Source organism: Enterobacter sp. CGMCC 5087 (genome assembly GCF_003144775.1).
In the GTDB taxonomy this organism is placed as follows: Bacteria; Pseudomonadota; Gammaproteobacteria; order Enterobacterales; family Enterobacteriaceae; genus Enterobacter; species Enterobacter cloacae_M.
This window is the reverse complement of record NZ_QFXN01000123.1, coordinates 1-11,473: the sequence shown is the minus strand read 5'-3', so window position 1 is coordinate 11,473 and position 11,473 is coordinate 1. Positions and strand designations below refer to the sequence as shown.

The window sequence follows — 11,473 nt, the reverse complement described above, 5'->3', positions numbered from 1 at the left end:
TTATCGTCGGCGGGCATATGGCGGGCGCCATCGGCGTCACGCTGGGCTTCCTGCTGGTGCAGGTAGTCAATACCGTTCTGAGCTACTTCATCATGATCAAGCCGGTGCTGGGCTCCAGCTACCGTCAGTACATCCTGAGCCTGTGGCTGCCGTTCTATCTCTCCTTGCCGACCCTGGCGGTGAGCTACGGCCTGGGCATCATCCTCAGCGGTCACCTGCCGCTGGCCGCGCTGCTGGCGGTGCAGGTTGCCGCGGGGGCGCTGGCATTTGGCGTGATGATTGTGCTGTCACGCAATGCGCTGGTGGTGGAGATGAAGCGCCAGTTTTGCCGTAACGAAAAAATGAAAACGCTGCTTCGCGCAGGCTAGTTATTTAAGAGGCCATTATGAAATTATTAATTCTTGGCAACCATACCTGCGGCAACCGTGGCGACAGCGCCATCCTGCGCGGTTTACTGGATGCAATTAACACCCTTGAGCCTGAGACCGAAGTGGACGTGATGAGCCGTTATCCAGTCAGCTCATCCTGGTTACTGAACCGCCCGGTGATGGGCGACCCGCTTTACAGCCAGATGAAACAGCATAACAACGCCGCGGGCGTGATGGGCCGCGTGAAGAAAGTGCTGCGCCGTCGCTACCAGCACCAGGTGCTGCTTTCCCGCGTGACCGATACCGGCAAGCTGCGCAACATCGCGATCGCGCAGGGCTTTACCGATTTTGTCCGTCTGCTTTCCGGTTATGACGCCATTATTCAGGTCGGCGGTTCGTTCTTCGTCGATCTCTACGGCGTGCCGCAGTTTGAGCATGCGCTCTGTACCTTTATGGCGAAAAAGCCGCTGTTTATGATTGGCCACAGCGTCGGGCCATTCCAGGATCCGCAGTTTAACCAGCTCGCAAACTACGTCTTCGGCCACTGCGACGCGCTGATCCTGCGCGAGTCGGTCAGCCTCGACATGATGAAGCGCAGCGAAATTGACACCTCAAAAGTTGAGCACGGCGTGGACACCGCGTGGCTGGTGGATCATCAGGACGACGGCTTCCAGCCGAGCTACGCGGTGCAGCACTGGCTCGACGTGGCGGCGAAACAGAAAACCGTCGCCATAACCCTGCGCGAGCTGGCGCCCTTCGATAAGCGTTTAGGTACGACGCAGGCGGCGTATGAGAAAGCCTTCGCCGACGTGGTGAACCGCGTGCTGGACAGCGGGTACCAGGTGCTGGCGCTCTCAACCTGCACCGGCATCGACAGCTACAACAAAGACGACCGTATGGTGGCGCTGAACCTGCGCAATCTGGTTAACGATCCGTCCCGCTATCACGTGGTGATGGACGAACTGAACGACCTGGAGATGGGCAAGCTTCTCTCCGCCTGCGACCTGACCGTCGGCACGCGTCTGCACTCCGCCATTATCTCCATGAACTTTGGCACGCCGGCCATTGCCATTAACTACGAACACAAATCAGCAGGCATCATGCAGCAGCTCGGTATGCCGGAAATGGCCGTGGATATCCGTCATCTGCTGGATGGTTCGCTGGGTGCGATGGTGGGGGACACCCTGGGTCAACTGCCCGCCATCAATGAACGCCTGGCCGTGGCGGTGAAAACCGAGCGCGAGAAGGGCATTGGGATGGTGAAATCGGTACTTGACCGCGTGCGGGAGGGGAAATGAAGGTTGGTTTCTTCTTACTGAAATTTCCGCTGTCGTCTGAAACGTTTGTCCTGAACCAAATCACCGCGTTTATCGATATGGGATATGACGTGGAGATTATCGCCCTGCAAAAGGGCGATACCAAAAATACCCATGCGGCGTATACCCAGTATGGGCTGGAGGCGAAAACCCGCTGGCTGCAGGATGAGCCGTCCGGAAAGCTGAGCAAGCTGCGCCACCGGGCCAGCCAGACGCTGCGCGGGATCCACCGCGCGTCGACGTGGCGGGCGCTGAATGTTTCCCGCTATGGGGCGGAATCCCGCAATCTGATCCTGTCGGCGATCTGCGGGCAAACCGCGCAGCCGTATCGTGCCGACGTGTTTATCGCCCACTTTGGCCCGGCGGGCGTCACCGCCGCGAAGCTGCGCGAGCTGGGCGTGATTGACGGTAAAATTGCGACCATCTTCCACGGTATCGACATCTCCAGCCGCGAAGTGCTGAACCACTACACGCCGGAGTATCAGCAGCTGTTCAGGCGCGGCGACATGATGCTGCCTATCAGCGACCTGTGGGCCGGGCGCCTGAAAAACATGGGCTGCCCGGGAGAGAAAATTGCCGTTTCGCGTATGGGCGTGGATTTGACGCGCTTCACACGCCGTCCTGTCAAGGTGCCGGGAAAACCGCTGCAGATCATCTCCGTTGCTCGCCTGACCGAGAAGAAAGGCCTCCATGTGGCCATTGAAGCCTGCCGCCAGCTGAAAGCGCGCGGGGTGGATTTCCACTATCGCATTCTCGGCATTGGGCCGTGGGAGCGTCGTCTGCGCACGCTTATCGAACAGTATCAGCTGGAAGATGTCGTAGAGATGCCGGGCTTCAAGCCGAGCCACGAAGTCAAGGCCATGCTCGACGAGGCGGATGTCTTTCTGCTGCCTTCCGTAACGGGCGCCGATGGCGATATGGAAGGCATTCCGGTGGCGCTGATGGAGGCGATGGCCGTAGGTATTCCGGTGGTATCAACCCTGCACAGCGGGATCCCGGAGCTGATTAAGTCTGACCATTCCGGCTGGCTGGTGCCGGAGAATAACGCGATGGCCCTTGCGGACCGATTAGCAGCCTTCAGCGATATTGACCAGCAGGCGCTGGAGCCCGTGCTCCAGAACGCCCGACAAAAAGTGGAAACCGATTTTAACCAGCAGGTGATTAACCGCCAGTTAGCGAGCCTGCTGCAAACGTTGTAACGCCGAGGATGTATGCTGAAAAAGATTACCCGACGCACCTTTGTTTCTTCTCTCTCCGTTCTGGCGGCCACGCCGCTGCTGTCGTCACGCATCGCGCGGGCGGCAAGCGGCAGAACGGTCTCTGTTAATCAGTACAATAACAACGACTGGATCGCCGCCTTTAAGCAGGCGTTCAATGACGGCGACACCGTCGTGGTCCCCGCCGGGCTCACCTGCGAAAACATCAATACGGGCATTTTCATTCCCGACGGTAAAACCCTGCTGATCCGCGGGGCGTTAACCGGCAACGGGCGCGGCCGCTTTGTTCTGCAGGAAGGTAGCAAAGTGATAGGCGAAGGTGCTGGCCGCACGGAGAACATCACGCTCGACGTTCGCGGCTCTGAATGCGTCATCAAAGGGCTGGCCATGAGCGGTTTTGGCCCGGTGACGCAGATCTACATCGGCGGCAAGAAACCGAGCGTGATGCGTAATTTGCTGATTGATAACATCAGCGTGAGTCAGGCCAACTACGCCATCCTGCGCCAGGGGTTCCACAACCAGGTGGACGGTGCCCGCATCACCAACAGTAAATTTAGCCATCTCCAGGGGGATGCGATCGAGTGGAACGTCGCCATCAACGATCGCAATATCCTGATCTCCGATCATGTCATCGATAACATTAACTGCACCAACGGCAAGATCAACTGGGGCATCGGCATTGGCCTCGCCGGCAGCACCTACGATAACGACTATCCGGAGAAGCAAACCGTCAAGAACTTCGTGGTCGCAAACATCACCGGCAGCAACTGTCGCCAGCTGGTGCACGTTGAAAACGGTAAACATTTTGTTATTCGCAATATTAAGGCCAAAAATATAACTCCCGACTTCAGTAAAAAGGCGGGAATAGACAACGCCACGGTGGCCATTTATGGCTGTGATAATTTCATTATTGATAATGTCGACATGGTTAACAGCGCCGGAATGTTAATCGGCTATGGGGTGATAAAAGGCGATTATTTGTCCATCCCACAGAACTTCAAGCTCAATAATATTCACCTCGATAATCGACAGCTTGCGTATAAATTGCGCGGAATACAGATTTCATCCGGTAACGCCACCTCGTTTGTGGCGATAACCAATGTGGAAATGCAGCGTGCTACGCTTGAACTGCACAACAAGCCGCAGCATCTTTTTTTACGCAACATCAATGTGATGCAGGAAGCCGCTGTGGGTCCCGCCCTGAAGATCAACTTCGACCTGCGCAAGGATGTGCGGGGTAAATTTATGGCGAAAGATGAGACCTTGCTGTCGCTGGCGAACATTAAAGCGGTGAATGAGAAGGGGCAAAGCTCGGTGGATATTGACCGAGTCGACCAGCAGGTGGTGAATGTGGAAAAGCTTAACTTTGCGCTTCCGCACAGATAATCGACAATTAGCTGTTTTGAGACTATTCCTGGGAAAGAGGCGTGATCTATTCAGATTACAACTACAGAAATTTGTAGGGCTAAGGCGTAACATTACCTGAGGATCACGGCAAATCATGCTGGCGAAAACAGGTTTAAGAGCTATAATTCGTCAACCATTTTAAGGTGGAAGAAATAATGATTAATTTGAAAGCAGTCATTCCGGTAGCAGGCTTGGGCATGCATATGCTGCCAGCCACAAAAGCCATTCCTAAAGAGATGCTGCCGATCGTCGACAAGCCAATGATTCAGTACATTGTCGACGAGATTGTTGCTGCAGGGATCAAAGAAATCGTCCTGGTTACGCACTCCTCCAAGAATGCGGTAGAAAACCACTTCGACACCTCTTACGAACTCGAAGCGCTGCTTGAGCAGCGCGTTAAGCGCCAGTTGCTGGCGGAAGTGCAGTCTATTTGTCCGCCAGGCGTGACCATCATGAACGTGCGCCAGGCGCAGCCGCTGGGTCTGGGCCACTCTATTCTGTGTGCCCGTCCGGTTGTGGGCGATAACCCATTCATCGTCGTGCTGCCGGATATCATCATTGATACTGCTTCTGCCGATCCGCTGCGTTATAACCTGGCGGCAATGGTGGCACGTTTCAATGAAACCGGCCGGAGCCAGGTGCTGGCGAAACGCATGAAGGGCGATCTCTCCGAGTACTCTGTGATCCAGACTAAAGAACCGCTGGAGACGGAAGGGCAGGTGAGCCGCATCGTTGAGTTCATCGAAAAACCGGATCAGCCACAGACGCTGGATTCAGACCTGATGGCTGTAGGTCGCTATGTTCTGAACGCAGATATCTGGGCCGAGCTGGAAAAAACCGAGCCAGGCGCCTGGGATCGTATTCAGCTGACCGACGCGATTGCCGAGCTTGCGAAGAAACAGTCCGTAGACGCTATGCTGATGACCGGCGACAGCTATGACTGCGGTAAGAAAATGGGGTATATGCAGGCGTTCGTGAATTATGGGCTGCGTAACCTGAAGGAAGGGGCGAAGTTCAGAACCCGTATTGAGAAGTTGCTCGCAAACGACTGATATTCCAGCCACGAGTTGAACAAGCGGCAGTCATTATTTTGGTTAGATTTCATCACACCAAAATAATGACTGCCGCTTTTTGTTATTAATTCTATGATTACAATGGGTTACAGGGTCTAAATACGGATCGCTTTGTAGCGATTTGTGCTTGTTTCTGAGGTCATTTAGGACGACAATTAACGCCAGTTTTTTGTCTGTATCCAGACAAGAAAAATCATTTAATCAGACATCGCTCAGTGCACTGGTAGCTGTTAAGCCAGGGGCGGTAGCGTGCTCATTTTCTGAAACCGTTAATAAATGCTCAGGTTTCAGAACGCCAGTTTCCAGACATATACACTAGACGGAACAGATAACGTGAAAATTCTTGTGACGGGCGGGGCCGGCTTTATCGGCTCAGCGGTTGTACGACATATTATTAAAAATACCCAGGACGACGTCGTCAATGTGGATAAGCTGACCTATGCCGGCAACCTTGAGTCGCTTAGTGAAGTCAGCGACAGCGACCGATATGCTTTTGAACATGCGGATATTTGCGATAAAGACGCCATGGATCGCATTTTCGCAAAGCATAAGCCTGATGCGGTGATGCACCTGGCCGCTGAAAGTCACGTCGATCGTTCCATCACCGGCCCGGCTGCGTTTATCGAAACCAATATCGTTGGCACTTATGTACTGCTGGAAGCCGCTCGTGCGTACTGGTCAACGTTGGATGAACAGGCGAAGAAAGCGTTTCGTTTCCATCACATCTCAACCGACGAAGTGTATGGTGATTTGCCGCATCCTGATGAGCATCCGGCGTCAACTGAGCTGCCACTCTTCACTGAGACCACGGCTTATGCGCCTAGCAGTCCGTATTCGGCGTCGAAAGCCTCGAGCGATCATCTTGTTCGTGCCTGGCTGCGTACCTACGGTTTCCCCACCATTGTCACCAACTGTTCAAATAACTACGGCCCGTACCATTTCCCGGAAAAACTGATCCCACTGGTTATCCTGAATGCGCTGGACGGAAAAGCTCTGCCTATTTATGGCAAGGGCGATCAGATTCGTGACTGGCTATACGTTGAAGACCATGCGCGCGCACTCTATACCGTTGTGACTCTGGGGAAACCGGGGGAGACATATAATATCGGTGGGCATAACGAGAAGCAAAATCTGGACGTAGTGCATACGATTTGCGATTTGCTTGATGAGATTGTGCCGAAAGATGGGTCTTATCGCGATCAGATTACGTATGTTGCTGACCGTCCCGGTCATGACCGCCGCTACGCTATTGATGCGCATAAAATTAGTGTTGAACTGGGCTGGAAGCCTGAGGAAACGTTCGAAAGCGGGATTCGTAAGACAGTGGAATGGTATCTGAGCAATCAAAATTGGGTTAACAACGTGAAAAGCGGCGCTTATAAAAGTTGGATCGAGCAGAACTACGGGGAACGTTAATAATGAATATTCTTCTGTTCGGTAAAACAGGGCAGGTGGGGTGGGAACTCCAGCGTGCGCTTGCCCCACTAGGTAACTTGATAGCGGTCGATGTGCATTCAAAAGAGTATTGCGGGGACTTTAGCAACCCTGAAGGAATTGCGGAAACCGTTCGTGTAATTAAACCAGACGTCATTGTCAATGCGGCGGCGCATACAGCAGTAGATAAGGCTGAATCTGAGCCTGATTTTGCCAGGCTGCTAAACGCGACAAGCGTTGAAGCGATAGCCAAAGAAGCGGCCAAAATAGACGCATGGGTTGTGCACTACTCTACCGACTATGTATTCCCCGGCGACGGCGAAAAGCCATGGCGTGAAACGGATTTGACTGCTCCGCTTAATGTATACGGTGAGACAAAGCTAGAGGGCGAAAAGGCATTGCAGGCGCATTGCCCTAAGCATCTTATTTTCCGGACCAGTTGGGTATATGCGGGGAAGGGCAACAATTTCGCTAAGACGATGTTGCGGCTCGCAAAAGAGCGTCAGGAACTCTCTGTTATCAACGATCAAGTTGGTGCTCCAACGGGCGCTGAATTGTTAGCAGACTGCACAGCGCATGCTATTCGTGTCGCAATGATGAAACCTGAAGTTGCTGGCCTCTACCATCTGGTCGCGTCGAATACGACAACCTGGTATGACTATGCGGCACTGGTGTTTGATGAGGCCAGAAAAGCAGGTGTTGAGTTGGCTATTGAAAAGCTTAATGCTGTTCCAACATCGGCTTACCCAACTCCTGCGCGTCGACCGAATAATTCGCGCTTGAACACAGAGAAGTTTCAGGCGAATTTTGATCTTGTACTCCCTTCCTGGGATATTGGCGTAAAACGGATGCTTGCTGAACTTTTTACGACTCAATCAGTTTAATGAGATAAATGCCCTTATAAGGGCATTTGGTTTTTATAGAGAAAAAATGATGGCTACGCGTAAAGGTATTATTCTGGCAGGTGGTTCTGGCACTCGTCTGTACCCTGTTACCATGGCGGTGAGTAAACAACTACTGCCAATTTATGACAAACCAATGATTTACTACCCGCTGTCAACACTCATGCTGGCAGGGATAAAAGATATTCTTATTATCAGTACTCCACAAGACACACCACGTTTTGAACAATTGCTGGGTGATGGCAGCCAGTGGGGACTGAACCTGCAATATAAAGTGCAGCCAAGCCCAGATGGTCTTGCACAGGCGTTTATCATCGGTGAAGAGTTCATCGGCGATGACAGCTGCGCTTTGGTTTTGGGGGATAATATTTTCTACGGACATGACCTGCCGAAGCAACTTGAAGCCGCAGTAAATAAAGATGAAGGTGCTACAGTATTTGCTTATCATGTTAATGATCCTGAACGCTATGGTGTAGTTGAGTTCAATAAGAACGGTACCGCAATCAGTCTGGAAGAAAAACCGTTAGAACCGAAGAGCAATTACGCTGTTACAGGTCTGTACTTCTATGATAATGACGTGGTGGAAATGGCAAAAAATCTGAAGCCATCTGCACGTGGTGAATTAGAAATTACAGATATTAACCGTGTATATCTTGAGCAAGGGCGCTTATCTGTTGCAATGATGGGGCGCGGGTACGCGTGGCTGGATACTGGCACACATCAAAGTTTGATCGAAGCGAGTAATTTCATTGCGACTATTGAGGAACGTCAGGGATTAAAGGTTTCTTGTCCAGAAGAAATTGCTTATCGAAAAGGTTTTATTGACGCTGCGCAGCTAAAGAGACTCGCTATACCATTGTCGAAGAACGCTTATGGCAAGTATATGCTTAAATTGGTTGAAGGGATCTGAAATGAACGTGACCATGACTGAAATTCCTGATGTATTAATCCTTGAGCCAAAAGTATTTGGTGATAATAGAGGATTTTTCCTCGAGAGTTTTAACCAGAAAACCTTTAATGAAATTGTTGGTAGAAAAGTGAACTTTGTACAGGATAATCACTCAAAATCAGCAATAAACGTTTTAAGAGGTTTGCATTTTCAATCACAAAATACCCAGGGGAAATTAGTACGCGTGACTGCTGGAGCAGTTTTTGATGTGGCTGTAGATTTACGAAAGAACTCAAAAAGTTATGGTAGCTGGGTTGGGGTTGAACTTTCCGCTGAAAACAAAAAACAATTGTGGATACCGGAAGGTTTTGCTCATGGATTTTATGTTTTGGAAGAGAACACAGAATTCGTTTACAAATGTACTGATTATTATAGCCCTGCTTTTGAACATACTTTAGCCTGGAATGATACATCAATCAGAATAAACTGGCCAATACCAGAGGGTATTGTACCTATTATATCTGAGAAAGATAAAAAAGGTCTTTCTCTTAATGAATGCCAGTTATTTTAAAAGTTCATTTACATGAGTTTAATAAGAAATAGCATCTATAATTTGGCTGGTTTTGCGATTCCTACAGTAGTCGCCATTCCAGCTTTGGGGCTTTTGGCCAGATTATTGGGGCCAGAGGCTTTTGGATTATTCACATTAGTTTTTGCATTAATTGGCTATGCAAGTATTTTTGATGCAGGAATAAGTCGTGCAGTTATACGAGAAGTATCGTTAAATAGAGAAAATACTGAAGAACAGAGGAATATTATATCTACCGCGAGCGTGGTTGTTGTAATTTTAGGTTCAATTGCATTATTCATAATGGCTCTCTCGACTACAAAGATCGTTGAGTTACTAAATGTCACCCCGAATTTGAAGGGTGAAGCCATAAAAACATTTTTAATAGTGTCTTTTATAATCCCTTTCTATTTATTAAATCAGGTCTGGTTAGGTTATCTCGAAGGATTGGAAAAGTTTGCAAATATCAATATCCAACGAGTAATTTCAAGTACTTGCCTGGCATTATTGCCAGCCCTAATGTGTTTAATTAAGCCGACGCTTATATATGCTTCATATGGATTGATTCTGGGGCGGATATTTTCTTTTTTACTAACTGCATTTATTTGTAAGAATATAATCTATAGTTCACGATTCGCATGTAATTTTATAACCCTAAAAAGGCTTATCTCATTTGGCGGATGGATTACAGTGAGTAATATCATCAGCCCGATAATGGCATATTTCGATCGCTTTATCATTTCACATTTGATGGGGTCATCAAGAATTGCATTTTACAGCGCCCCATCAGAAGGCGTTTCACGCTTAATTAATATACCTTATGCCTTGGCTAGGGCTCTTTTCCCAAAACTATCATATTGTTCTGATAAAAACGAGAGAAGATCTCTTCAGTTCAGAAGTTATCTCATTATAAGTATAATATGCTTACCAATCGTTATAGTTGGTGTTTTATTCTCCTCGCTGATTATGGGTATATGGATGGGGCCCGAATATACACATCTGGCCGCTAATGTTTTACAGATACTTTTAATCGGTTTTTATTTTAATGCACTAGCACAAATACCCTATGTAAGCCTCCAGGCTCTTGGTAAAGCAAAAACTACAGCAGCATTACATTTAATAGAGTTAATACCTTATCTTTCATTGTTATCCATACTGACAGTAAAATTCGGAATAATAGGCACAGCAATTGCCTGGTCGGTACGGACTTTGTGTGATTTGATTCTATTAGTTATATTGTCGGGAAGAAAATGAAACAAGTTGATATTGCATTAGCCACCTTTAATGGTGAAAAATATATACGTGAGCAAATTGAGTCGATACAAAAACAAACGTATTCTAACTGGCGACTTTTAATAAGTGATGACTGTTCAACTGATTCTACCATCGCTATTATTAAAGAGCTAATGCAAAATGATAGGCGTATTAATATTGTCAATGAGTCCAGACAAGGCGGAGTCATAAAGAATTTTAACAAGGCTTTAATGCATACTACTGCAGAATATATACTCCTTTGTGACCAGGATGATATATGGCCTTCTGAACGCTTATCAAAACTTGTTAGTGAGATATCTCGAATTGAAGGTGATAAAGTTAATTCTGAAATAATGGTATTTACAGATTTATGTCTCATAGATGAAAAAAATAATATTATCTCTGATAGTTTTTATAACGTTAATAAAATTAATCCAAGAAATAATCTACAGCGGAATAAATTATTCTGGAATTCAAGTGTGTATGGATGCACAGTAATAATGAACCGAAAGTTACTTGATGCATCGCTGCCAATTCCTGAATTTGCACATATGCATGATCAGTGGTTAGCACTGAATGCTAGTCGAGTCGATGGGCTTTATTATTTCGATTATTCTTCTATTTTGTATCGACAACATTCAGGTAATGTGGTCGGGGGAAGTAAAAAAAATTGGTTACAGAAAGCAAAGAGTCTAAATAAAAATCTTGAAACTATATCGAAAAGTAAAGCTGATACAATTGCATGTTTAAAACATGAGGCATATAAAAACAATAAAGAATTTAATTATGGCTCCTTAGTTTCTTTTGCATTTAAAGAAGTTTTACCTTCAGTTTTTTCAGGCCAACGGAAGATTTTTTCTCTGCTAATCTTTATAGGGTTATTAATAAAAAGATGATATACATATTATATTTCGTGAGCCTTTTTATGGTTTACGCTTTTTTAACCCATAGGAAGCAGGCGCTTTTTGTTTCTATTTTTTTCACATTTTCCTTTATCGCTTTAACTTATCCGTCAGGTAATGACTGGATAGGTTATTTCATTAAC

General features: G+C 47.9%; 10 protein-coding genes and 1 pseudogene. All 11 read left to right on the top strand.

Annotation, left to right across the window (positions count from 1 at the left end; genetic code table 11):
- Nucleotides 1–368: pseudogene (locus DEO48_RS11930) on the top strand (colanic acid exporter); the annotation flags it as partial.
- A gap of 17 nt (nt 369–385) precedes the next feature.
- Nucleotides 386–1,666 (top strand): colanic acid biosynthesis pyruvyl transferase WcaK, encoded by a 1,281-nt coding sequence (wcaK, locus tag DEO48_RS11925; protein ID WP_109845278.1) that lies wholly within the window; start codon nt 386–388, stop codon nt 1,664–1,666.
- On the top strand, nt 1,663–2,883 hold the full coding sequence (gene wcaL, locus DEO48_RS11920; RefSeq protein ID WP_109845277.1) for a colanic acid biosynthesis glycosyltransferase WcaL: 1,221 nt from the start codon (nt 1,663–1,665) through the stop codon (nt 2,881–2,883). Before wcaK ends, wcaL begins: the two co-directional genes overlap by 4 nt.
- Before the next feature lie 12 nt (nt 2,884–2,895).
- A complete protein-coding gene (gene wcaM / locus DEO48_RS11915; protein WP_109845276.1) occupies nt 2,896–4,287 on the top strand; it encodes a colanic acid biosynthesis protein WcaM in 1,392 nt (463 codons plus the stop codon).
- Between the two features lie 176 nt (nt 4,288–4,463).
- Complete coding sequence (galF, locus tag DEO48_RS11910) at nt 4,464–5,360, top strand: GalU regulator GalF (RefSeq protein ID WP_029742022.1); 897 nt, start codon at nt 4,464–4,466, stop codon at nt 5,358–5,360.
- A 354-nt stretch (nt 5,361–5,714) separates the two neighbouring features.
- Nucleotides 5,715–6,797, top strand: a complete 1,083-nt coding sequence (gene rfbB, locus DEO48_RS11905; RefSeq protein ID WP_109845275.1) for a dTDP-glucose 4,6-dehydratase — start codon at nt 5,715–5,717, stop codon at nt 6,795–6,797.
- A gap of 2 nt (nt 6,798–6,799) precedes the next feature.
- Entirely contained in the window at nt 6,800–7,699 is a 900-nt protein-coding gene (gene rfbD, locus DEO48_RS11900) for a dTDP-4-dehydrorhamnose reductase (RefSeq protein ID WP_109845274.1), read from the top strand.
- A 49-nt stretch (nt 7,700–7,748) separates the two neighbouring features.
- The gene (gene rfbA / locus DEO48_RS11895; RefSeq protein WP_109845279.1) at nt 7,749–8,627 is read left to right on the top strand and encodes a glucose-1-phosphate thymidylyltransferase RfbA; all 879 of its coding nucleotides are present in this window, start codon (nt 7,749–7,751) and stop codon (nt 8,625–8,627) included.
- Nucleotide 8,628: 1 nt separating this feature from the next.
- Complete coding sequence (gene rfbC, locus DEO48_RS11890) at nt 8,629–9,177, top strand: dTDP-4-dehydrorhamnose 3,5-epimerase (protein ID WP_109845273.1); 549 nt, start codon at nt 8,629–8,631, stop codon at nt 9,175–9,177.
- A gap of 12 nt (nt 9,178–9,189) precedes the next feature.
- Entirely contained in the window at nt 9,190–10,428 is a 1,239-nt protein-coding gene (locus tag DEO48_RS11885; protein ID WP_109845272.1) for a flippase, read from the top strand.
- Nucleotides 10,425–11,324, top strand: a complete 900-nt coding sequence (locus DEO48_RS11880) for a glycosyltransferase family 2 protein (RefSeq protein WP_109845271.1) — start codon at nt 10,425–10,427, stop codon at nt 11,322–11,324. The genes DEO48_RS11885 and DEO48_RS11880 overlap by 4 nt, the downstream gene beginning before the upstream one ends.
- Nucleotides 11,325–11,473: the final 149 nt, after the last annotated feature.

What these genes read in the sequence shown, in the direction of transcription:
- DEO48_RS11880 (WP_109845271.1), top strand. Translation starts at nt 10,425, where the DNA reads ATGAAACAAGTTGATATTGCATTAGCCACCTTTAATGGTGAAAAATAT.
- DEO48_RS11885 (WP_109845272.1), top strand. Translation starts at nt 9,190, where the DNA reads ATGAGTTTAATAAGAAATAGCATCTATAATTTGGCTGGTTTTGCGATT.
- wcaL (WP_109845277.1), top strand. Translation starts at nt 1,663, where the DNA reads ATGAAGGTTGGTTTCTTCTTACTGAAATTTCCGCTGTCGTCTGAAACG.
- rfbD (WP_109845274.1), top strand. Translation starts at nt 6,800, where the DNA reads ATGAATATTCTTCTGTTCGGTAAAACAGGGCAGGTGGGGTGGGAACTC.
- galF (WP_029742022.1), top strand. Translation starts at nt 4,464, where the DNA reads ATGATTAATTTGAAAGCAGTCATTCCGGTAGCAGGCTTGGGCATGCAT.
- rfbA (WP_109845279.1), top strand. Translation starts at nt 7,749, where the DNA reads ATGGCTACGCGTAAAGGTATTATTCTGGCAGGTGGTTCTGGCACTCGT.
- wcaK (WP_109845278.1), top strand. Translation starts at nt 386, where the DNA reads ATGAAATTATTAATTCTTGGCAACCATACCTGCGGCAACCGTGGCGAC.
- wcaM (WP_109845276.1), top strand. Translation starts at nt 2,896, where the DNA reads ATGCTGAAAAAGATTACCCGACGCACCTTTGTTTCTTCTCTCTCCGTT.
- rfbC (WP_109845273.1), top strand. Translation starts at nt 8,629, where the DNA reads ATGAACGTGACCATGACTGAAATTCCTGATGTATTAATCCTTGAGCCA.